Genomic DNA, 21,515 nt, shown 5'->3' with positions numbered 1-21,515 from the left:
GCACGTCCCGTGATCCGGGACGCCCGCGGCGCCGGCGCCGACGTCAGACGATCATGTTGTACGTGTTCCAGCCGCCGCCGACCCTGGCGCGGGCCTTGAACGGCGCCGTCGCACTGCCGGTGCCCTGGTAGAACCAGAGCACGCCGTCCTTGTCGCGCGCGACGAGATCCGGCACCCCGTCGCGGTTCAGGTCGCTGGGGCCGTTCAGCACGTCGTAGGCGGACCAGCCGCCGCCGACCCTGCTCATGGCCTCGAAGGGCTTGGCCGGGTTGCCGGTGCCCTTGTAGAGCCAGAGGACCCCGCTCTTGTCGCGGGCGATCAGGTCGGCCCTGCCGTCCCCGGTGAGATCGCCGGTGTCGGCCAGCGCGTTGAAGGCGGACCAGCCGCCGCCGACCCTGCTCATGGCCTCGAAGGGCTTGGCCGGGTTGCCGGTGCCCTTGTAGAGCCAGAGGACCCCGCTCCTGTCGCGGGCGATCAGGTCGGCCCTGCCGTCCCCGCTGAGGTCCCGGGCGCCGGTGAGCGTGTCGTAGACCGACCAGCCGCCGCCGACCCGGACACGGGACCCGAAGGGCTTCGCCGGGTTGCCGGTGCCCTTGTAGTACCAGAGCACCCCGCCCTTGTCGCGGGCCACCATGTCGCCGGTGCCGTCCGCGCGCAGCGCCGTCAGGGTCGTCACCGCGTTGTAGTCGTTCCAGCCGCCGCCAACGCGGAAGCGGCCGAAGAACGGGGTGGAGGGCTCCCCGGTGCCCTGGTACTGCCACAGCACGCCCGAGGCGTCCCGGCCGAGGATGTTGTAGCGGTCGGTGCCCGGGTCGGGCGCGGTGGCCTTGACCAGCTGGACGTCGGCCGTGCGCACATAGCCGATGCGGTGGTTGTAGCGGATCGGGTAGTACGTCGTGTCGCCCACGACCACGACGCGCGAACCGGTGCCCGAGCCGTCGATGTTGCCGCTGTTGTAGTACGAGCCCTTCAGGGCGCCGCCGGCCAGGGCGTACTTCTGCCCGCTGAGGACGCCGTACTTGCTCAGGGACTCGTTGTTCTTGTTCTGCACCGGGACCCCGGTGCCGGTGTACGCGCCGTCCTCGGGGTAGGCGCGGCCGTACACCGGGACGGAACTCGCCCCGGCCTTGGCCGTGACCACGTCCGGCGTTCCGGCGGCGGTGGCGAACTGGCCGCCCCGGTTCTGGAACCAGGCCTTCTTGCCGCCGTACCAGATGGCCGTCCAGTCCTGCCGTGCCTCGGCGACCACGAACTCGCCGCCGGCCAGGACCTTGTTGCCCCAGTTCCAGCCCTCGCTCCAGGTCTGGCTGCCCAGGTACGGGTCGGTGAGCGTGGCCGAGGAGGTGGACGGCGAGGAGTACAGGTACGTGAAGTTCGCCGGCTGCTGCGGGACCGCGGAGCCGTTGTTGGTGATCTTCGGCTGGTTCGCCGTGGTGAACGGCGGTACGACGCGGACCACCTGACCGGCCTTGTACGGGCCGCCCGGCCCCTCGGCGCCGGTGGGGGCGCCCAGCAGGCCCATGTAGTGGTTCCAGTCCCAGAACGGGCCCGGGTCCCAGTGCTGGGTCTTCACGTTCGCGTCCAGGACGCCCGGCACCTCGTCGTGGCCGATGACGTGCTCGCGGTCCAGCGGGATGCCGTACTTGCCGGCCAGGTACTTCACCAGCGCCGCCGAGGACTCGTACTGCGGCTCGGTGTACCAGCTGCCGTCCTTGATGGCGTAGCCCTCGTGCTCGATGCCGATCGAGTGCATGTTGAGGGTCTTGTTGGCGGCGTGCCAGGCCTCGTTCTTGTTCTCGACGAGCTGGGTCACCAGACCGTCGGAGGCGCGGATCAGGTAGTGGGCGCTGGCGTACGAGAGGGAGTTCTGGAAGACGCCCAGGGCGCTGCTGTAGCTGCCCTCGGTGTCGTGGATCACGATCGAGGTGATCTCGTTGCCCGCCGTGGGGCGGTTCGCCACGTTGTAGTTGCCCCAGTCGTCGATGCCGCCGTTCTGCTTGTAGGCGGCGGGACGGAAGTCGCAGCTGAGGCCCGAGGGGCAGTCGGGGGCCGGGGCGGTGGCGGCGGCCAGGTCCAGGTCCGCGGTGCGGTCCGGCCGCACGGCCGGGTCGGCCGGCAGCGTGAGGGACTGGCCGTCGGCGGTGACGCGGCTCTCACCGGTCCTGATCGACTCGTACACGCGCTGCGCGAACTGCCGTGCGCCCTTGGCGTCCGTCGACTGGCCGGCCCGGGCGACCGCCGGATACCAGGCCCCGGGGTCCTCGGGCAGCGAACCGGTCGCGTCCCGCTGGTACTCGGCGAGCAGGGCGGCGCCCGCCCGGATGCTCTCCCCGGAGTCGCCGCGCACCTCCTCGGGCGAGGCGTCGATGAGATCTGCCGCCTCGTCCAGGGTGTGCAGCCGCGGGTCGCCGGTGTCGACGGGCTCCTGCCCGAGGCTCCGGAGCGCCTTGCCCGCGTCGAAGTTCTTCTCGACGACCGGGTCGCCGCTGCGGTTCAGGTGCTCGAGCCGGTGCTCGCGCTCCTCGGCGGAGCCGGAGTCCGGCAGGCTCTCCGGGTCGACGTCCGTGAGTCCCATCACGTTGTAGGCGCCGGTGGTGCTCGGCAGCCCGTCGTGGGCCTCCCAGCGCGTCTGCCGGTACGAGACCGCCATGAGGACGCTCTGCGGGACGTCGAACTCCTCCGCGGCCGCCCGGAACTCGTCCTGCAGCCGGGCCCCCGGCGCCGTCGCGGCCCGGGCGGTGTCCGAGCCCAGGAGCCCGGGCGAGGCCAGGGCCAGGGTGCCGGCGGTGGCGGCGACGGCCACCGCCGACGCGACGCCGTAGACGAGCAGTCTCTTCTTCGTGCGGTCCCTGCGATGTTCCGCGCTCAAATCCCCACCCCGATATACGCGCTCGATATGTACTTGAGATGTCCGTGATCAGAACCACGGAAGGCGCGTGAGGGTACCAACCCGGGCCGCCGGGCCCGCCGCCCGGGTCCCGTCTCACCTGTCGAGCCGGGCACCGACCGCGTACGCGGACCCCGTAGGGTTGAGGGGTGACCGTGAACGCTAAGACCAGCCCGAGCGCTGGCAACACCTGGCGAGACCTGCCCGCGGCGCAGCAGCCCGAGTACCCCGACACCGAGGCTCTGCGCGCAGTGATCGCGGACCTCGAGTCGTATCCACCGCTCGTCTTCGCGGGCGAGTGCGACCAGCTGCGCGCCCGGCTGGCGGCAGTCGCCAAGGGAGAGGCGTTCCTCCTCCAGGGCGGCGACTGCGCCGAAGCCTTCGACGCGGTGTCCGCGGACCACATCCGCAACAAGCTGAAGACCCTGCTCCAGATGGGCGCGGTGCTGACGTACGCCGCGTCCGTGCCCGTGGTGAAGGTCGGCCGCATCGCCGGCCAGTACTCGAAGCCGCGCTCCAAGCCGACCGAGACCCGCGACGGCGTGACCCTGCCGACCTACCGCGGCGACTCGGTCAACGGCTTCGACTTCACCGAGGCGGCCCGTATCCCGGACCCCGAGCGGCTCAAGCGCATGTACCACGCCTCGGCCTCCACGCTGAACCTGGTGCGCGCCTTCACCACCGGCGGTTACGCCGACCTGCGCCAGGTGCACGCCTGGAACCAGGACTTCGTGAAGTCCTCCCCGTCCGGGCAGCGCTACGAGCAGCTGGCCCGGGAGATCGACAACGCGCTGAACTTCATGCGGGCCTGCGGCACCGACCCGGAGGAGTTCAAGACCGTCGAGTTCTTCTCCTCGCACGAGGCGCTGCTGCTCGACTACGAGTCGGCCCTGACCCGCGTCGACTCCCGCACGGGGCAGCTGTACGACGTCTCCGGGCACATGGTGTGGATCGGTGAGCGCACCCGGCAGCTGGACCACGCGCACATCGAGTTCGCCTCGCGGATCCGCAACCCGATCGGGATCAAGCTCGGCCCCACGACGACGGCCGAGGAGGCGCTGCAGTACATCGAGCGCCTCGACCCGGAGCGCGAGCCGGGCCGCCTGACCTTCATCGTCCGCATGGGCGCCGACAAGATCCGGGACAAGCTCCCCGAGCTGGTCGAGAAGGTCACCGCCTCCGGCGCCACCGTCGCCTGGATCACCGACCCGATGCACGGCAACACCTACGAGGCGGCCTCCGGGCACAAGACCCGCCGCTTCGACGACGTGCTCGACGAGGTCAAGGGCTTCTTCGAGGTCCACAAGGCGCTCGGCACCCACCCGGGCGGCATCCACGTGGAGCTGACCGGCGACGACGTCACCGAGTGCGTGGGCGGCGGCGACGAGATCTTCGTCGACGACCTGCACCAGCGCTACGAGACCGCCTGCGACCCGCGGCTCAACCGCAGCCAGTCGCTCGACCTGGCCTTCCTGGTGGCGGAGATGTACCGGGACCAGTGAGGGCGCGCCCGGACGGGCGGTGAAATGGGGCGCGGGTCACACGGGATCCGCGCCCCCTCCACTTTTGCCGGCCTTGCGTGATGGGTAAGGTTAGGTTTGCCTCACCGATCAGTCGGGCCCCCCGGTCGTCGGTACGGCACGACTCTGTACCCCGCCCGGGAGGTGAACCGCGTGTTCGTCTGCAGCTGCTTCGGTGTCACCGAGGAACAGGTGAAGAGCCACGCGGACGCCGGTGCCTGCACGCCCCGGCAGATCGCGTCCGCCTGCAAGGCGGGCACCGACTGCGGCGGCTGCGTGCGGCGCATCCAGGCGCTTCTCGGCCGCGGCGCCTGCCCCCGCCGGACCCTGGCCGACCAGGGCGCTCCGGCCCTCGCGGAGCTGCCCGAAGCGCTGCCCGAAGCGGCCTAGGGGCCTCCCGCGGGACCTACATCGAGCCCGGTCCCGACGCGTCCGGCTGGACCTGCTCGATGACCGTCGACAGGTAGAGCGACTCGCCCAGCTTCTCGATCAGGTCGAGCTGCGTCTCCAGGTAGTCGATGTGGTGCTCCTCGTCGGCGAGGATCGCCTCGAAGATGTTGGCCGACGTGATGTCGTGCTTGGCGCGCATCACCTCGATGCCCCGGCGCAGCCGGTCGATCGCCTCCAGCTCGACCTCGCGGTCGGCCTGGAACATCTCGGTCACGCTCTGGCCGACCCGCACGTGGAAGAGGCGCTGGTAGTTCGGCAGGCCGTCCAGGAGCAGGATGCGGTCGGTGAGCACCTCCGCGTGGCGCATCTCGTCGAAGGACTCCGCCCGCGTGTACTTCGCGAGCTTGGTCCAGCCCTTGTGGTCCTGCAGCTTCGCGTGCAGGAAGTACTGGTTGATCGCCGTCAGCTCGGCGGTCAGCTGCTCATTCAGGAACTCGATGACCTCGGGGTCGCCCTGCATCGCTTGACGCTCCTTAAAACGGGAACTGGCCTGTTGCGCCGCATGATTGCACCGGTATCGAAGATCGTCCAGTAAGTGTTGACTTAGTAAGTAAGTACAGGCTTAGTCGAGATTGTTGATGTTCTTACCATTTGCCCGAATGTAAGCGGGGTGGGTCCGGGGCATCGGTCCGGGTCTGTCAGGATGGAGACATGGGTCAGCCGGTGGGAAGCGAATCGGGGGAAGACGGTTCGGAAGGAGCGTCCTCGTTCGAGCTCCCGCCGGGACAGCGCCTCCAGCGCGGCTGGCCGGTCACGCACTACGGACCGGTACCCAAGTTCCGCCCCGAGCGCTGGGAGTTCCGGGTCTTCGGGGCCACCGCCGACGGCGAGAAACGCGGCTGGACCCACGACGAGTTCACCGCCCTGCCGTACACCACGGTCGTCGCCGACCTGCACTGCGTCACGAAGTTCAGCATGCTCGGCGCCGAGTGGGGCGGGGTGCCGGCCGCCTCGATCCTGGACCTCGCGCCGCCCGCCCCGGCCGTCACCCACGTGATGGTCTGGGCCGAGTACGGGTTCAGCTCCAACCTCCGGCTGGCCGACTTCGCCGACGGACGCGCCCTCTTCGCCACCCACAAGGACGGCGAACTGCTCACCGCCGAGCACGGCTTCCCGCTGCGCCTGATCGTCCCCCACCTGTACGCCTGGAAGGGCCCCAAGTGGGTGCGCGGCGTCGAGTACATGACGGCCGACCGGCGCGGCTTCTGGGAGGAGCGCGGCTACCACAACATCGGCGACCCCTGGCGGGAGCAGCGCTACTCCTACCAGGAGGAGCCCGGGGACGGCCCCGAGCTCTGACCCCGGGGGGCGCGGATCAGCCGTCGCGCAGCTTCTTCAGCCGCTCCACGTCCGCCGCGTGCCCCTCCTTGCCGCCCGGCGTCTCGATGACCAGCGGAACGCCCTCGGTCGCGGGGTGGGTCATCAGCGCCCGGAACGGGTCCTCGCCTATGTGGCCGGCGCCGATGTTCGCGTGCCGGTCCTTGTGGGCGCCGGCCACGTCCTTGGAGTCGTTGGCGTGGATCAGCTTCAGCCGGCCCGCGCCGACCGTGTCCACCAGCAGGTCCAGCGTCCGGTGCATGCCGGACGGGCCGGTCAGGTCGTGCCCCGCCGCGAAGACGTGGCAGGTGTCCAGGCACACGCCCAGCTTCGGGTGGGCGTCCAGCGCCTCGAAGTACGGGCCGAAGTCCCAGGTCCGCGAGCACAGCGAGGAGCCCTGCCCGGCCGTCGACTCCAGCAGCAGGTACGGGTCGTCGTCGTGGGTCAGCTCGTCGAGCAGGGGCAGCAGGTACTCCCGGACCTGCGCGAGCGCCACCGACCGCTCCCGTCCGCCGGTCGCGCTGCCGGTGTGCACGACCACGCCCCGCGCCCCGATCGCCCGCCCGCGCCGCAGGGAGTGCCGCAGCGACTCCACCGAGCGCTCCACCGTCGCCTCGGTGTGCGACCCGAAGTTGATCAGGTACGGGGCGTGCACGTACACCGGCAGCGACCCGGCCGTACAGGCCTCCCGGAACGCCTCGTCCTGCCGGGGGTTGCCGGCCGGCGTCGCCCAGCCGCGCGGGTTGGCGACGAAGACCTGCACGGTCTCCGCCCGCAGCTCGCGCGCGTAGGAGAGCCCCACGGAGTGCAGCCCGCCGGCCACGGGGACGTGGCCGCCGATCGGATTGCGGGGGAGCGCGCGCGTCCCGTCCGGGTCCGCGGTCATCGGATGGTGATCGTGACGGTGGAGCCCTCGGCGGCGGTGTCCCCGCCGTCCACGGACTGCTCCTTCACGGTGTCGCCGAACAGCCCGAGCAGCCCGCGGTCCTCGTCCACACGGAACCCGGCGTCCGTCAGCTTCCGCTTGGCGTCGTCCACGCTGTCCCCGACCACGTCCGGGACCTCGATCTGCCGGGGGCCCTTGGACACCGTGAGCGTCACCGTGTCGCCCTCGGCGGCACGGCTGCCGGGGTCCGGGGTCTGCCGGGCGACCTGGCCGCTGTCGTGCTCGGAGTTCACCCGCTCCTCGGCGACCCTCACCTCCAGGCCGGCCTCCCGCAGCTCGGTCCGGGCGTCCTCCAGGGCGTCGCCGGTGACGTCGGGGACGTCCACCGGGCTGCCCTTGCTGACCACGAGGGCGACCGCCGAACCGCCGCGTACCGTGGTGCCCGACGCGGGCTTGGTGGAGATCACGAAGCCCTTCGGCACCCCGTCGCTGAACGCGCGGGTGACCATGCCGGGCTCCAGCCCCTCGTCCTTCAGCAGTGTCCGGGCCCGGTCCAGCCGGTATCCCTCCAGGTCCGGCAGCTTCACCGTGTCGGGGCCGCCGGAGACCGTGAACGACACGGAGTCGTTCTTCCGGATCCGGGAGCCCACGCCGGGGTCGGTGCTGATGATCCGGCCGCGGTCCACGGTGTCGCTGTGCGCGTGCCGCACCTTGCCGACGTCCAGCCCGGTGTCCTCCAGCCGGTCGCGGGCCTCCGCCTCGGTCTTCGACAGCAGTGGCGGCACCTTGGTGAACTGGCCGGAGTTGATGTACCAGATGCCGGTGCCCAGGCCGAGCACCAGCAGGACGGCCACGACGACCGCCAGCGGGCCGCGCCGCACCCCGGGCCCCCGGCGCCGGGGCGGGTCCGGCGGCGGTGACGCCAGCCGGCTGGTGCGCTGCACTCCGTCGCCCGCGTCGCCGAACTCGTCCCCGTCGACCGGCAGCGGACGCGGCACCGTCAGCGAACGCGGGATCACGCTGGTGCGGTCCTCCGCGTTGTCGTGATGGTCGTGGCTGCCCCGGTCGCCGTGCTCCGTACCGAGCGCCTGCGGCGGCACCGCGTCGAGCTGCTCCTCGCTGAGGGCGGCGCGCGTATCGCGGGCGCGCGCGAGCAGGGCCACGGCGTCGTACGGCCGGATCTCCGGGTTGCGCGCGGTGGCGGCGGCGACCAGCTCGTCCAGCTCGTACGCCAGGCCGGGCACCGCGGCGGACGGCGGGGGCACGTCCTCGTGGAGGTGCTTGTAGAGCACCACCGCCGCCGAGTCCCCCTCGTGCGGCTTGCCGCCGGTCAGCATCTCGTAGAGCACCACACCGCACGCGTACACGTCGACCCTGGGGTCGGGGGAGCCGTGCTCGACCTGCTCGGGCGCCAGGTAGGAGACGGTGCCGAGGACGGCCCCCGTGGTGCTGGTGACGGTGTCCACCGAGCGGACCAGGCCGAAGTCGGCGACCTTGACCCGGCCGTCGTCCCCGATCAGCACGTTCTCCGGCTTCATGTCGCGGTGCACGAACCCCGCCCGGTGCGCGGCGCCGAGCGCGGCCAGCACCGGCTCCAGGATGTCCAGCGCGGCACGCGGCCGCAGCGCCCCGCGCTCGCGCAGCACGTCACGGACGGTGCAGCCGGCCACGTACTCCATCGCCAGGTACACGTACGCCCCGTCGGCCCCCTGGTCGAAGACCTGGACGACATTGGGGTGGTCGAGGCGGGCCACCGACTTGGCCTCGCGGATGAACCGCTCGACGAATCCGGCGTCGGTCGCGAGCGCCGGGTGCATCACCTTCAGCGCGAGCACGCGGTCCAGGCGGGTGTCCACGGCCCGGTAGACCGTGGCCATCCCGCCGACCGCGATCCGCGCCTCGACGCGGTACCGGCCGTCGAGCACCTGCCCGACGAGGGGGTCCTGAAGGGTCGTGTCCACGCAGGCGAGTGTACGAGCCACGACCGACACCCCGCGTTCGCCGCCCGCCACCGGGGCGGTACTGCAGCGCACCTGTGACGCACGTGACACGCGGCCGGCTCACTGGAAGGCGGGCCGCTCCGGGTCGAGCGCGGCCAGCCCGTCCGCCGGAGACGACGCCGAGGCGAAGTGCCGCCGCGGGATGCGCCCCGCCAGCCGCGCCAGCCGCCCGGCCTCCACGCCCGCCCGCATGGCGGACGCCATCAGCACCGGCTCCTGCGCCCGCGTGACCGCCGAGGCCAGCATCACGCCCGCGCACCCCAGCTCCATCGCCAGCGTCACGTCCGACGCCGTACCGGCCCCCGCGTCCAGGATCACCGGCACGCGCGCGTGCTCCACGATCAGCTCGAAGTTGTGCGGGTTGCGGATGCCGAGACCGGACCCGATGGGCGAGCCCAGCGGCATGATCGCGGCGCACCCGACGTCCTCCAGCCTCCGCGCGAGGACGGGGTCGTCGTTGGTGTAGGGGAGCACCGTGAACCCGTCGTCGACCAGCGTCTCCGCCGCGTCCAGCAGCTCGACCGGGTCCGGCAGCAGGGACCGCTCGTCGGCGATGACCTCCAGCTTCACCAGGTCCGTGCCGAGCGCCTCGCGCGCGAGGCGGGCGGTGAGCACCGCCTCCCCGGCGGTGAAACAGCCCGCCGTGTTGGGCAGCACCCGGATGCCGAGCCGCTCCAGCACCGACAGCACGGAGCCGTGCACCGAGGCGTTCACGCGCCGCATCGCGACGGTGGTCAGCTCGGTGCCGGAGGCCACCAGGGCGCGTTCCAGCACGTCCAGGCTGGGCGCCCCGCCGGTGCCCATGATCAGACGCGACGCGTAGGACGTGCCGGCGAGGACGAAGGGGTCGTCGGCCATGGTTCAGCCTCCTTGTACGGCGGTGAGGACCTCGACGCGGTCGCCGTCGGCCAGCGCGGTGGCGGACCACCGCGCGCGCGGGACCACGGTCTCGTTCAGGGCGGCGGCCACTCCGGACGGCGCGGCGGTGAGCGTGCCCACCACGGTGTCCAGGGCCGTTCCGGGAGCCACCTCGCGCGGCTCGCCGTTGACGGAGATGTTCATGCGGACCGCTCCGAGAGTGCGGGGACGGCGTCGAAGCGCCGGGGGGTGAAGGGGCGGGCCTCGTCGGGCAGCTCCCCGGTGGTCAGGGCGTGCGCCATGGCGTCGCCGGTGACGGGGGTGAGCAGCACGCCGTTGCGGTAGTGCCCGGCGGCCAGCAGCAGCCCGTCGAGGCCGGTCGGGCCGAGCATCGGGGCGTTGTCGGGCGAGCCGGGGCGCAGACCCGCGCGGGTCTCCGTCAGGGGCAGCTCCGTGATGCCGGGGACCAGCTCGTGGGCGTCGCGCAGCAGCTCGTAGACCCCGCCCGCGGTCACCGTCGTGTCCCAGCCCAGCTCCTCGCTGGTGGCGCCGACCACCAGCTCGCCGCTCTCCCGGGGCACCAGGTAGACGGGGTTGCCGCGCACCACCGCGCGCACGGTGCGGTTCAGCAGCGGCCCGTGTGTGCGCGGCATCTTCAGCCGCAGCACCTGCCCCTTCACCGGCCGCACCGGCGGCAGTACGGCGTCCGGCACGCCCTCGAGCCGGCCGCTCAGGCTCCCCCCGGCCAGCACCACCTGCCCGGCCTCCAGCGCGGTGCCGTCGGCGGTGACGACCCCCGTGGCCCGCTCCCCGTGCCCGACGGTGAGCCGGTCGGCCCACACGCGGTGGAAGACCACGCCCGCCCGCTCACAGGCGGCGACCAGCGCGTGGGTGAGGCGCCGGGGGTCGATCTGGTGGTCGCCGTCCACCCGCAGGCCGCCGCGCACGCCCGGCGCGAGCATCGGCTCCAGGCGTCGGCACTCGCGCCCCGTGAGCCACTCGGACTCCAGGCCGGAGCGCTGCTGGAGGGCGTGCAGCTCGCGCAGGTGGGCCCGGTCGTCGGCGTCCAGCGCGACGGCGAGGGTGCCGCAGCGCCGGTAGCCGAGGTCGTGACCGGTGACGTCGGTCAGCTCGGCCGCGAACTCCGGGTACCGGCGGGCCGAGGCGAGGTTCAGCGCGAGCAGCGTCTGCTCGCCGTAGTGCAGCTCCGTGACCGCGGCCAGCATCCCGGCCGCCACCTGCGCCGCCCCGCCGCCCGGCTCGGGGTCCACCACGGCGGTGACGAGCCCGCGCTGCGCGACCCGCCAGGCGGTGACCAGGCCGATGACGCCGCCGCCCACCACGAGGACGTCGGGCCTGCGGGACACGGTGTGCGCGGACGAGCTCTCTGGCGACGAGCCGTGTGACGAGCTGTGTGTCGAGGACGGCATGGGCGTCCAGCCCCTCCCTTCGCCGGCATGACCCGGATCAGGTTCGTACGGTCGGAGGCCGCCAGCCTCCCTCTCAGCCCGGTGCGCCGGGCTCCCGCGAGTGCTTTACGTTGGCCAGCCTAGCCCGCAGCGCCTCGCACTCGTAAGGGAGCCTCCCGCCGTGCCCCGTTCACTCGACGGTCTCGTCCTCGCCCCCGTCGCCGACCAGGCCCCCGGCCAGGTGGGCGCCCGCACCCGGTTCGCGTACCACGAGCGGGACGGCGTGGTCTGGGCCGACTACGCGGGCGGCGACATCGTCCGCGGGTACCTGGTGGGCACCCGGGCGGGCGACCGGCTCGACTTCCGGTACGTGCAGCTCGGGACCGACGGCGGCACGGCGTCCGGGCACTGCGTGTCGGCCGTGGTGGAGCTGCCGGACGGGCGGGTGCGCCTGGAGGAGAGCTGGGAGTGGGAGTCGCGCCCCGGCCGCGGCACGAGCGTTGTGGAGCAGGTCACGGTGCACGGACGCTGACTGACAATTTGTCAGGTGGCTAAGGTGATCAGGTGAGCGAGCAGACGCGGGAACGGGGACCGGAACCGGCGGCGGGCGACGGGCGCCGCGTGGTCGTGGTGGGCGCCGGCATGGCGGGCGTGCAGACCGCCGTCGCCCTGCGCGAGCAGGGGTACACCGGCGCCCTGACCCTGATCGGCGCCGAACCCCACCAGCCCTACGACCGGCCCCCGCTGTCCAAGGCCGTCCTGCTCGGCACGGCCGAGGGCTCCGCCTTCGACGTCGACTTCGAGGCGCTCGGCATCACCCTGCGGCTCGGCTGCGAGGCCCTGGGCGTCCGCCCCGGCGCACACCTCCTCGACACCTCCGAGGGACCCGTGCCGTACGACGCCCTGGTCCTCGCCACCGGCGCCGAACCGGTCCGGCTCCCCGGCACCGACGGCGTGCCCGGCGTCCACCTGCTGCGCACGCTGGACGACGCCGAGCGGCTGCGCCCGGTACTCGCCCGCCGGCACGGCATCGTCGTCGTCGGCGCGGGCTGGATCGGCGCCGAGTTCGCCACCGCCGCGCGCGAGGCCGGCTGCGCGGTGACCGTGGTGGAGGCCGCCGACCGGCCCCTCGCGGACGCGCTGCCCGCCGAGGTCGCCGCGCCGATGACGTCCTGGTACGCCGACGCGGGCGCCGCACTGCGCACGCACGCGCGCGTGGAGCGGGTCGAGCCCGCCGACCGCGGCGAGCCCCTGCGGGTCGTCCTGGACGACGGCACCCGGCTGCCCGCCGACGCGGTCGTCGTCGGCATCGGCGCCCGCCCCTCCACCGCGTGGCTCGCCGGTTCCGGGATCGCCCTCGGCGCCCACGGCGAGGTCCTGGCCGACGACCGGCTGCGCACCTCGGTACCGGACGTCCACGCGGTCGGCGACTGCGCCTCCTTCCCCTCCGCCCGCTACGGCGAGCGGCTGCTGGTGCACCACTGGGACAACGCCCTCCAGGGCCCCCGCACGGTCGCCGCCGACATCGTCGGCGCCCCCGCGGGCGAGGCCCCGGCCGCCTACGACCCGGTGCCGTACTTCTGGTCCGAGCAGTTCGGCCGCTTCGTCCAGTACGCCGGCCACCACACGGACGCCGACCCCGTCCTGTGGCGCGGCGACCCCGGGGGCCCGGCGTGGACGGCCTGCTGGCTGCGCGAGGGGCGCCTGGTGGCCCTCCTGGCGGTGGGCCGCCCGCGCGACCTGGCGCAGGGCAGACGCCTGATCCAGGCGGGCACGGTGCTGGACCCGGTGCTGCTGGCCGACCCCGCCAGGCCCCTCAAGGCGGCGACCGCCTAGGACCGGGCGGGACGGGTCCGGCTTCCTCCTGTCGGTGGCAGATGGCAGGCTGGAGAGGTGACCGAGATTGACGCAAAGACCGATGCTCTCGTGCCTGCCTGGCTCACCGTTCCCGACATCGCCGAGAAGCTCGGTGTCGAGGTGACCCGCGTACGCCAGCTGATCAAGGAAGGCCAGCTCATCGCCGTCCGCCGGGGTGAGAACCGCGCGCTGCACATCCCCGCGGCCTTCATCGACGAGGACAAGGTCGTCAAGGGCCTGGTCGGGACCCTGACGCTGCTGCGGGACGACGGCTTCTCGCCCGAGGAGATGCTGGAATGGCTCTTCACCCCCGACCCGAGCCTGCCCGGCACCCCGGCCCAGGCCCTGAGTGAGAACCGCGGTACGGAGGTGAAGCGCCGCGCCCAGGCGCTCGCCGTCTGACCGACCCACCGCCCGGCGCACGGGCCGCGCGACCGGCACGGTCCGCGGCCCGTGTGCCACGCGGCCGTGCCGCCCGCACGGGCCCGCGCCACCGACCGACAAGGGGGGACACCCGCATGCCCGACACCGCTCCGACCACCGCCCGCGCCCGGCTCGCCGACGCCCGGCTCTACCTGTGCACGGACGCCCGCCGGAGCCAGGGCGACCTGCCCGAGTTCCTGGACGCCGTGCTGGCCGGCGGCGTCGACATCGTGCAGCTGCGCGACAAGGGCATGGAGGCCGCCGAGGAGCTGGAGCACCTGGCCGTCTTCGCCGACGCCTGCGCCCGGCACGGCAAGCTCCTCGCGGTCAACGACCGCGCGGACGTCGCGCACGCCGCCCGGGCCGACGTGCTGCACCTCGGCCAGGGCGACCTCCCGGTCCCGGCCGCCCGGGCGATCCTCGGCGGCGACGTCCTCGTCGGCCGCTCCACGCACGCCGCGTCCGAGGCCGCCGCGGCCGCCGTCCAGGACGGTGTGGACTACTTCTGCACCGGCCCCTGCTGGCCCACCCCCACCAAGCCCGGCCGCCACGCGCCCGGCCTCGACCTGGTGCGCCACACCGCGTCCCTGGGCACCGAGCGCCCCTGGTTCGCCATCGGCGGCATCGACCTCGGCAACCTCGACGAGGTGCTGGAGGCGGGCGCCCGGCGGGCCGTCGTCGTCCGCGCGATCACGGCGGCGGAGGATCCGGGCGCGGCCGCGGCCGAGTTCGCCAAGCGGCTCCGGCAGGCGTAGCGGGGTGTCGGCGCAGGTACGGGCGGGGAAACGGATGCCGAAGGCATGTGTCCAATGGGTGGACAACAAATCGACAATGCGGACAAATATCCCGCATCCGGTTGGGTCACCGCCGCCCCCTGGCTAACCTGCCCGTATGGCCCTCGGAACCGCAAGCACGAGGACTGACCGCGCCCGCACGGTGCGCGACATCCTCGCCACCGGCAAGACGACGTACTCGTTCGAGTTCTCGGCGCCGAAGACGCCCAAGGGCGAGAAGAACCTGTGGAACGCGCTGCGGCGGGTGGAGGCGGTGGCGCCGGACTTCGTCTCCGTGACCTACGGCGCCGGCGGTTCCACCCGCGCGGGCACGGTCCGCGAGACCGAGCAGATCGTCGCCGACACGACACTGACCCCGGTGGCCCACCTCACCGCCGTCGACCACTCCGTCGCCGAGCTGCGCAACATCATCGGCCAGTACGCCGACGCCGGGATCCGCAACATGCTCGCCGTGCGCGGCGACCCGCCCGGCGATCCGGCGGCCGACTGGATCGCCCACCCGGAGGGCCTGACCTACGCGGCCGAACTGGTCCGGCTCATCAAGGAGTCGGGCGACTTCTGCGTCGGTGTCGCGGCCTTCCCGGAGATGCACCCGCGCTCCGCGGACTGGGACGCGGACGTCCGGCACTTCGTGGACAAGTGCCGGGCCGGCGCCGACTACGCGATCACGCAGATGTTCTTCCAGGCGGACTCCTACCTCCGGCTGCGCGACCGGGTCGACACGGCGGGCTGCGAGACCCCCGTCATCCCCGAGGTCATGCCGGTGACCAGTGTGAAGATGCTGGAGAGGTTGCCGAAGCTGAGCAACGCCGCGTTCCCGCCGGAGCTGAAAGAGCGGATCCTCACAGCCAAGGACGATCCGGCGGCTGTACGCTCCATTGGCATCGAGTTCGCCACGGAGTTCTGCGCGCGACTGCTGGACGAGGGTGTTCCCGGACTGCACTTCATCACGCTGAACAACTCCACGGCGACGCTGGAGATCTACGAGAACCTGGGCCTGCACCACCCACCGCGGGCCTAGACCGGCCGCACATATTTACGACACACTGCGTAACGGCCACTGGGAGAGGGGCGTACATGGGCTGGACGGTCCTCTACATCGCGTTCGGCGTGGTCGCGCTGTGGCTGCTCGGTGAGGTGCTGCTGCAGTACAAGGCGCGGCTGCGCTGGCGGCTGCTCGCCTTCGGCGGCTTCGTCGGAGTCGTCGCCGGCGTGCTGATGTCGAACGTGCTCGTCATCGGGGCGGGCGCCGCCGCCTTCGCGGTCGGCCAGACCTACGTCACGCTGTCCTTCCGGCGCGGCTTCGAGGCCGGCTGGGCGGTCAACGCCCCCACGAGCCTCGTCGGCAGGCGCGGCCGTCCCGAGCGGGGCCGCCAGGAGCCGACCCTGGAGGTCTCCGGCCTCGAATCGGCCGACCCCGGCCAGGGCCACCACGACGGCTACGGGCCCGCCGGCCAGGCGCCGGCCGGTGACGGCCCGTCCTACGGCCACGACGACTACGACCGCGACGACGTCTTCACCCCGGCCCGGCCCGCCGGCCCCGCGGCCGCCGAGACCACGGCCGTCTACGAGCCGCAGCCGATGCCGGACGACACCGGCTCGTACGGCGTCTACGCGGACTCCGGCTACGGCCAGGACCAGCAGCCACCGGCCGCCGCGCCCGGCGCCGACCAGGCCTACGCCTTCGACTACTCGGGCTACGGGCAGCAGGGGTACGGCTACGACACCGGCGGCCAGCAGCAGTACGCCGCCTACTCCGACCCGTACATCGGCACCCACGCCTACGGCGGCGGGTCGTACGACACCGGCGGCTACGACACCACCGGCACCCCGCAGTACGGCCAGCAGGGCTACGGGCAGGACCAGTACGCCACCGGCACGCACGGCGGCTACGGCGGGGAGACTCCGGCCGGCGGGGTCTGGGTCCCGCAGCAGCGCAGCACCGACGACCCCTACGGCGGCGAGCTGCCGCCGGAGCAGCCGTACCCCTACCAGGACAACGGCCAGACCCAGGGCCACGGGCAGGGTCAGGGGCAGGGCTACGACGAGCAGTACCGCTTCTGACGGATCCGGGGGCGGCCGGCGGGCGTCACCGCCCGCCGCCGCTCACTGGGAGCCGCGGAACTCCGGCCCCTCCACCACGAGTCCGGCGACCAGCGCGCCCGACATGCCGGCGTGCGGAAGCCCGCCGCCCGGGTGCGACCAGCCGCCGACCGTGAACAGCCCCTCCGTGCGCGTGCTGTTCGCCGCGTGGAGCAGCCGTCCGCCGGCCGCCGCGAGCGCCGGCGCCGGAATCGCGCCGTCCGCCACGCCGGTGGCCGCCGCGACGTCCGCCGGGGTGCGCACCTCGCGCCACAGGAGACGGTCGCGCAGGCCGGGCATCGCCCGCTCGGCCGCGTCGACGAGGCGTCCGGCCGCCTCCTCGGCGTCCGGGGTGGCCCGCGCGGATACCACCGACGTGAGGGTGACCGCCTCGTGGTCCGCGTCCGGGACCAGCGCCGGGTCGTCGGGCCGCAGCACGGTGACGGTGGGGCGCCCGGGCATGAAGGGCTCCGGGCCGAACAGCGCCTCCAACTCGGCCTCCGCGTCCGGCGCGTGCACCACCGTCCGGTGTGCCGCGCCCTCCGCGCGCCGGCCGCGCAGCGCCAGATGCACCGTCAGCCGGCTCGTCCCACCGCGCTGCGGCGGCACGTCGCCCGCGCCGCGCACCGGCACCCCGCCGCACAACCGGCCCAGCACGTCCGGCGCTACACCGGCCACCACCAACTCGGCCTCCGCCAGGCCCCCTTCGGCCAGCTCCAGACCCGCCACCCGGCCGTCCTTCTCGACGATCCCGGTGACCTCGGCGTCGAAGCGGAACTCGACCCGCCGGGCCAGGCACCGCTCGTACACCGCCCGCGCCAGTTCCCGCAGACCGCCGCGCACGTACCACATCCCGAACGCGTACTCCATGTACGGCAGCACGGCGGTGTTCGCCGGGGCGGTGCGGGGATCCAGGCCGTACGCCAGCGCGTGGCAGCCCAGGAGGGCGGAGAGCCGGGCGTCGCGCAGCTCCCAGGCGCCGACCTCGGCGAGCGTCCCGGCCCGGCGGGTGCGCAGCAGCCGCTTGTGCGGGACCGACGGATAGGGGTCGCGCTCGGCCAGCACCTCCCAGTTCGGCCACAGGGGCTCCTCCAGGAGCGGGCGGCGCGTCCGGTCCCAGGCCTCCCGGGCCCGCACCAGGAAGTCGCTCCAGCGCCGTCCGGCGGGCTGCCCGAGGGCCGCGTCCAGGGCCTCGACCACGCCCGCCCGCGAGGCGTTCGGCAGCGCGACCTCCGTGCCGTCCGCGAACACGTGCCGTGCCGACGGGTCGACCTGGACCAGCTCGACGCAGGACTCCAGCGGCTCCCGGCCGGTCTTCACGAACAGGTCGCGCCAGACCGCGGGCAGCGGCAGGAGACCGGGGCCGGTGTCGAAGGAGAACCCGTCCCGCTCGAACCGGCCGAGGGCGCCGCCGTAGGTCCCCGTCCGCTCGTACACCACCACCCGGTGGCCCGCGACGGCCAGCCGGGCGGCGGCCGCCATCGCGCCCATCCCGGCGCCGATCACCGCAATCCGTGCCATGCCAGGGACCTTATCCGCCGCCACCGACAGCCCTCGCCCGCCCTCGGCCGAGTACCGCGACGGGCGCCCTCGTGACCAGCCGGCCGCGCCCGGCCGCGGGCCGGGGTGCGCAGGGGTGAGTACGCGTACTCAGCCCCCGGGATGAGTAGCCGCGCGGATGGGCTTCGGCCCCCGGGAACGGAAGAGTGGGAACCACGGAGAGGGGCGCGGCTCCGGTACCGGCGACACGGGGTGCCGGAACGGAGCCGGGCCCGCGATCCGCTCCTTCCGCCGGCCGCGGTCGGCGGGAGCGAGGCACGGGGGAACCCGGGGGAACGACCGGCGACGGGGGTTCCGGACGGGGGGACGCAGGGGGAGCAGGAGGAGACGCCGGTCCGACGGCGGCCCGCGGGGGACGCGGCCACCGCGGACCGGCGTTCTCCGTGCCCCGGCGGCGGCTCAGGGCCGTCCGCTCACCCGGCCCTGGAGCAGCCGCGACAGCGCCGCGTGCACGTCGTCCAGGGAGCGCTCCGGCTGGAACGACTGCCAGTCCAGCGCCGCCACCAGCACCATGCCGACCAGCGCCGCGGCGGTCAGCGGCACGTCGATGCCGTCGCTGAACTCGCCGGATGCCACGCCCTCGCGCAGCACGCCCTCCACCACCGCCACGGCCTCCTGCCGCACCACCAGCAGCGTGGACTGCCAGGCCCGGTTGGTGCGCCACAGCTCGGCCACGTAGAGCTGGGTGAAGGCCGGGTAGCGGTCGATGAAGACGAGCCCCGCCCGGATCATCGCGTCCAGCGCGTCGACCCGCCCGCGGCCCTCCCGCGCGGTGCGCTCCGCGGCCTCCCGCAACGAGGCGGTGAGCAGTCCGACGCCGTGCCGCAGCAGCTCCTCGAAGAGGACGGCCTTGCTGGCGAAGTTGTAGTAGACCGTGCCCTTCGCGACCCCGGCCCGCTCGGCGATCTCGTCCACGGTGGTGGCGGAGAAACCCTGCTCGGCGATGAGGGTGACGGCCGCCTCGTACAGCTTCTGCCGGGTGGCCTCGCGACGGCTGCTGCCCGGCACGGCGGTGCTGCTGCTTTCCATGGTCCCGATTCTCACAGCACCCCCGGCGCCATGGGCACCGCAGGGCCCGCCCGGCCGCCGAACCGAACGGCCGATCGAATCAAAAGGCCTGGTCAGAACGGATTGTCAGTGCCATACCTCACGATGGGCACATACGGCACCTCCTGCCCGGGGTATGCCGTCAAGGAGACGACAGGAGGATCGTCATGGCCCACTCGTCAGCAGCCGCCCCCCGGCGGCGCCGCGCAGCCGGCCCTGCACCCTCACTGAACGGCCCGGCGAGCGACGTGCACCCCGTGCTCCGCCGGGCGACCGCCCCGCCCGCCGCCCTCGACCTGCTCGCCCAGGCGCGCTCCGGCCTGGAGGAGGCCGACGCCCTGGAAACGCCGAACGAGCGCTACGCCACGGCCCACCTCGCCGCCCTGCGCACCGCCGCCGCGGTTCTCGCCGCCCGCGGCCGCCCGGAGACCACCCCGCGGGGCCGGGCCCGCATCCGCAGCGCCTGGGAAGTGCTGCCCGAGATCGCGCCCGAGCTGTCCGACTGGAGCGCCCTGTTCGCCGCCGGCGCCCGGCGCCGGGCCCGTGCCGAGGCCGGCATCCAGGGCGCGGCGGGCCGCCGCGACGCCGACGACCTGATACGCGACGTGGCGATGTTCCTGCGCCTGGTGGAGCGGATGCTGGTCCTCCAGCCGGTGCTGCCCCAGCCCCGCCCCGACGCCGACCGGCCGGACCCCGACCTGCCGGACACGGGATGAGCGGCGCGGGGCACCGGGCGCCACCGGGCGGGCCCACCGGAGGCAATAGGGTGGGAGGCGCCTGAAGCCTCCCTCTCCCGCACCGGGCGGGGGCGGCAGCCCGTTCGCTCCGCCCGAGTCCGGTGCGGTGCCGCGCCGAGGAGACATCTGCCGTGTCGGACCCGAGCCCGAACCCCGCGACGCCGCGCTCCGAGCCCTCGCGCTCCCGGTCCGCCCTGCGCACCGCCGTGGTCTGGGACGTCCTCCAGGACGCCCTGGACCGCCGGGTGAAGGCCACCGGCCGCCAGGCGCTGGACGTCCTCGACACCGGCGGCGGCAGCGGCAACTTCGCGGTGCCGGTGGCCCGCCTCGGCCACCGCGTCACCGTCGTCGACCCGAGCCCCAACGCCCTGTTCGCGCTGGAGCGCCGTGCCGCCGAGGCCGACGTCGCCGACCGCGTGCGGGGCGTCCAGGGCGACGTCCACGGCCTCTTCGACGTGGTCGAGCGCGGCGGCTACGACGCGGTGCTGTGCCACGGCGTCCTGGAATACGTGGACGACCCCGCCGAGGGCGTCCGCAACGCGGTCGCCGCCCTGCGCGAGGAGGGCGTCCTCAGCCTGCTCGCCGCGGGCCTCGGCGGCGCCGTCCTCGCGCGCGCCCTCGCCGGTCACTTCACGGAGGCCCGCCAGGCGCTCACCGACCCGGACGGCCGCTGGGGCACCGGGGACCCCGTGCCCCGCCGGTTCACCGCCGAACAGCTCGCCGGACTCGTCGAGTCCGCCGGGCTGCGGATCGGCGCCGTGCACGGCGTGCGGGTCTTCGCCGACCTGGTCCCCGGCGTGCTGGTGGACACCGAGCCGGGCGCCATGGACGCGCTGCTCAGGCTGGAGGCCGCGGCGGCCGAGATCGCCGCCTTCCATTCTGTGGCCACGCAGCTTCATGTGCTCGGTGAGACCGGAGGGACCGGCGGGGCCTGAGCAGCCGCTGGGGTAAGCCGCTGATCAGGGGCGCGACTGCAGATGGAGTACGCCACAGGCCCCCCGAACGGGGGCCACTCGCCGTATGATCGAGGGAGACCGCCCGGCATGACGGGTCGGCCGCTGGGGAATGGGACTTTCAGCGAGCCGGCACGCCCATGACGGGAACCGGTTGGCCAATTGGCGTAGAGGGCGGGTTTCACGGGGGCGATTCCCTGCCTATCCTGAAGGGACCCCCCGGGTCGCCCCGGCGACTGCACGATGAGGAGGACTCCGTGCCGCTCTCGGAGCACGAGCAGCGCATGCTCGAGCAAATGGAGCGAGCGCTGTACGCCGAAGATCCCAAGTTCGCGACAGCGCTCGAGGGAAGCGGGCTGCGTACGTACACCCGGCGACGGGTCTACCAGGCGGTCGCGGGCTTCCTCGTGGGTATTGCGCTCCTCATGGCCGGTATGGTCGCCCAGCAGGTGTGGCTCAGCGTGGTGGGCTTCCTGGTCATGCTGGGTTGCGCGGTGCTCGCCGTGACCGGTTGGCGCAAGGCTCCCAAGCCGGGCGAGCAGCCGGCCGCGGGTGCCGGACCACAGACCGCGGGACGCCAGCAGCGCCAGAAACGCTCGATGATGGACCGCATCGACGAGCGCTGGCAGCGCCGCAGGGACGAGCAGCAGGGCGGCCAGTAGCCCGCCCGAGCAGCCGCTCACCAGGACCACTGCGTGAGGGGGTGACCACCGATCAGGTGGTCACCCCCTCACG

21 protein-coding genes and 1 riboswitch are annotated in these 21,515 nt (G+C 73.5%); of the genes, 12 read left to right on the top strand and 9 right to left on the bottom strand.

Annotated elements, in window-relative coordinates:
* Nucleotides 1-43 precede the first annotated feature (43 nt).
* Nucleotides 44-2,869, bottom strand: coding sequence for an N-acetylmuramoyl-L-alanine amidase (locus IE108_RS27075; RefSeq protein WP_064727457.1), 2,826 nt, complete (start codon nucleotides 2,867-2,869; stop codon nucleotides 44-46).
* Between the two features lie 167 nt (nucleotides 2,870-3,036).
* Here IE108_RS27075 and IE108_RS27070 point away from each other — a divergent pair, with 167 nt between their 5' ends.
* Nucleotides 3,037-4,389 carry a class II 3-deoxy-7-phosphoheptulonate synthase gene (locus tag IE108_RS27070; protein ID WP_064727456.1) on the top strand — a complete coding sequence of 451 codons (1,353 nt, stop codon included), beginning with the start codon at nucleotides 3,037-3,039 and terminating at the stop codon, nucleotides 4,387-4,389.
* Between the two features lie 162 nt (nucleotides 4,390-4,551).
* A complete protein-coding gene (locus IE108_RS27065) occupies nucleotides 4,552-4,797 on the top strand; it encodes a (2Fe-2S)-binding protein (protein WP_064727455.1) in 246 nt (81 codons plus the stop codon).
* 16 nt (nucleotides 4,798-4,813) lie between these two features.
* Here the strand turns inward: IE108_RS27065 and bfr are convergent, their stop codons facing one another.
* On the bottom strand, nucleotides 4,814-5,317 hold the full coding sequence (gene bfr / locus IE108_RS27060; RefSeq protein ID WP_064727454.1) for a bacterioferritin: 504 nt from the start codon (nucleotides 5,315-5,317) through the stop codon (nucleotides 4,814-4,816).
* Between the two features lie 191 nt (nucleotides 5,318-5,508).
* On the opposite strand from bfr, the gene IE108_RS27055 reads away from it, so the two are divergent.
* Complete coding sequence (locus IE108_RS27055) at nucleotides 5,509-6,156, top strand: sulfite oxidase-like oxidoreductase (RefSeq protein ID WP_064727453.1); 648 nt, start codon at nucleotides 5,509-5,511, stop codon at nucleotides 6,154-6,156.
* Nucleotides 6,157-6,172: 16 nt separating this feature from the next.
* Here IE108_RS27055 and IE108_RS27050 read toward each other — a convergent pair whose 3' ends face one another.
* From IE108_RS27050 to thiO, 5 genes are all read right to left on the bottom strand, one after another.
* Entirely contained in the window at nucleotides 6,173-7,060 is an 888-nt protein-coding gene (locus IE108_RS27050; protein WP_064727452.1) for a deoxyribonuclease IV, read from the bottom strand.
* A complete protein-coding gene (gene pknB / locus IE108_RS27045) occupies nucleotides 7,057-9,021 on the bottom strand; it encodes a Stk1 family PASTA domain-containing Ser/Thr kinase (protein ID WP_064731709.1) in 1,965 nt (654 codons plus the stop codon). Before pknB ends, IE108_RS27050 begins: the two co-directional genes overlap by 4 nt.
* 99 nt (nucleotides 9,022-9,120) lie before the next feature.
* Complete coding sequence (locus tag IE108_RS27040) at nucleotides 9,121-9,918, bottom strand: thiazole synthase (RefSeq protein WP_064727451.1); 798 nt, start codon at nucleotides 9,916-9,918, stop codon at nucleotides 9,121-9,123.
* Nucleotides 9,919-9,921: 3 nt separating this feature from the next.
* On the bottom strand, nucleotides 9,922-10,122 hold the full coding sequence (thiS, locus tag IE108_RS27035) for a sulfur carrier protein ThiS (RefSeq protein ID WP_064727450.1): 201 nt from the start codon (nucleotides 10,120-10,122) through the stop codon (nucleotides 9,922-9,924).
* Nucleotides 10,119-11,348: a glycine oxidase ThiO gene (gene thiO, locus IE108_RS27030; RefSeq protein ID WP_064727449.1), complete on the bottom strand. Its 1,230-nt coding sequence runs from the start codon at nucleotides 11,346-11,348 to the stop codon at nucleotides 10,119-10,121. The genes thiS and thiO overlap by 4 nt, the downstream gene beginning before the upstream one ends.
* A riboswitch (TPP riboswitch) is annotated at nucleotides 11,346-11,456 on the bottom strand. It overlaps the preceding gene by 3 nt.
* Nucleotides 11,457-11,508: 52 nt before the next feature.
* On the opposite strand from thiO, the gene IE108_RS27025 reads away from it, so the two are divergent.
* The 6 genes from IE108_RS27025 to IE108_RS27000 all read left to right on the top strand — a co-directional run bounded on the left by IE108_RS27025 (nucleotide 11,509) and on the right by IE108_RS27000 (nucleotide 16,465).
* A complete protein-coding gene (locus tag IE108_RS27025) occupies nucleotides 11,509-11,859 on the top strand; it encodes an avidin-fold protein (protein WP_064727448.1) in 351 nt (116 codons plus the stop codon).
* Nucleotides 11,860-11,891: 32 nt separating this feature from the next.
* On the top strand, nucleotides 11,892-13,163 hold the full coding sequence (locus tag IE108_RS27020) for an NAD(P)/FAD-dependent oxidoreductase (RefSeq protein ID WP_261340666.1): 1,272 nt from the start codon (nucleotides 11,892-11,894) through the stop codon (nucleotides 13,161-13,163).
* Between the two features lie 57 nt (nucleotides 13,164-13,220).
* Nucleotides 13,221-13,586 (top strand): Rv2175c family DNA-binding protein, encoded by a 366-nt coding sequence (locus tag IE108_RS27015; protein ID WP_064727447.1) that lies wholly within the window; start codon nucleotides 13,221-13,223, stop codon nucleotides 13,584-13,586.
* A gap of 116 nt (nucleotides 13,587-13,702) precedes the next feature.
* Nucleotides 13,703-14,362: a thiamine phosphate synthase gene (gene thiE, locus IE108_RS27010; RefSeq protein WP_064727446.1), complete on the top strand. Its 660-nt coding sequence runs from the start codon at nucleotides 13,703-13,705 to the stop codon at nucleotides 14,360-14,362.
* 136 nt (nucleotides 14,363-14,498) lie between these two features.
* Nucleotides 14,499-15,422: a methylenetetrahydrofolate reductase [NAD(P)H] gene (gene metF, locus IE108_RS27005; RefSeq protein ID WP_064727445.1), complete on the top strand. Its 924-nt coding sequence runs from the start codon at nucleotides 14,499-14,501 to the stop codon at nucleotides 15,420-15,422.
* A 56-nt stretch (nucleotides 15,423-15,478) separates the two neighbouring features.
* Nucleotides 15,479-16,465: an SCO2102 family sporulation regulator gene (locus IE108_RS27000; RefSeq protein WP_064727444.1), complete on the top strand. Its 987-nt coding sequence runs from the start codon at nucleotides 15,479-15,481 to the stop codon at nucleotides 16,463-16,465.
* Nucleotides 16,466-16,507: 42 nt separating this feature from the next.
* Here the strand turns inward: IE108_RS27000 and IE108_RS26995 are convergent, their stop codons facing one another.
* Entirely contained in the window at nucleotides 16,508-18,004 is a 1,497-nt protein-coding gene (locus IE108_RS26995) for a phytoene desaturase family protein (protein ID WP_064727443.1), read from the bottom strand.
* A gap of 438 nt (nucleotides 18,005-18,442) precedes the next feature.
* Nucleotides 18,443-19,072: a TetR/AcrR family transcriptional regulator gene (locus IE108_RS26990; protein ID WP_064727442.1), complete on the bottom strand. Its 630-nt coding sequence runs from the start codon at nucleotides 19,070-19,072 to the stop codon at nucleotides 18,443-18,445.
* Nucleotides 19,073-19,257: 185 nt separating this feature from the next.
* Here IE108_RS26990 and IE108_RS26985 point away from each other — a divergent pair, with 185 nt between their 5' ends.
* The 3 genes from IE108_RS26985 to IE108_RS26975 all read left to right on the top strand — a co-directional run bounded on the left by IE108_RS26985 (nucleotide 19,258) and on the right by IE108_RS26975 (nucleotide 21,442).
* Nucleotides 19,258-19,806, top strand: coding sequence for an SAV_6107 family HEPN domain-containing protein (locus tag IE108_RS26985; RefSeq protein WP_064727441.1), 549 nt, complete (start codon nucleotides 19,258-19,260; stop codon nucleotides 19,804-19,806).
* Between the two features lie 152 nt (nucleotides 19,807-19,958).
* On the top strand, nucleotides 19,959-20,762 hold the full coding sequence (locus IE108_RS26980) for a methyltransferase (RefSeq protein WP_064727440.1): 804 nt from the start codon (nucleotides 19,959-19,961) through the stop codon (nucleotides 20,760-20,762).
* Nucleotides 20,763-21,037: 275 nt separating this feature from the next.
* A complete protein-coding gene (locus tag IE108_RS26975; RefSeq protein ID WP_064727439.1) occupies nucleotides 21,038-21,442 on the top strand; it encodes a spore wall synthesis complex protein in 405 nt (134 codons plus the stop codon).
* The last annotated feature ends 73 nt before the right edge of the window (nucleotides 21,443-21,515 follow it).

The organism is Streptomyces parvulus, from assembly GCF_014648855.1.
Taxonomy (GTDB): Bacteria; Actinomycetota; Actinomycetes; order Streptomycetales; family Streptomycetaceae; genus Streptomyces; species Streptomyces parvulus.
This window is presented reverse-complemented; position numbering and strand designations above follow the sequence as displayed.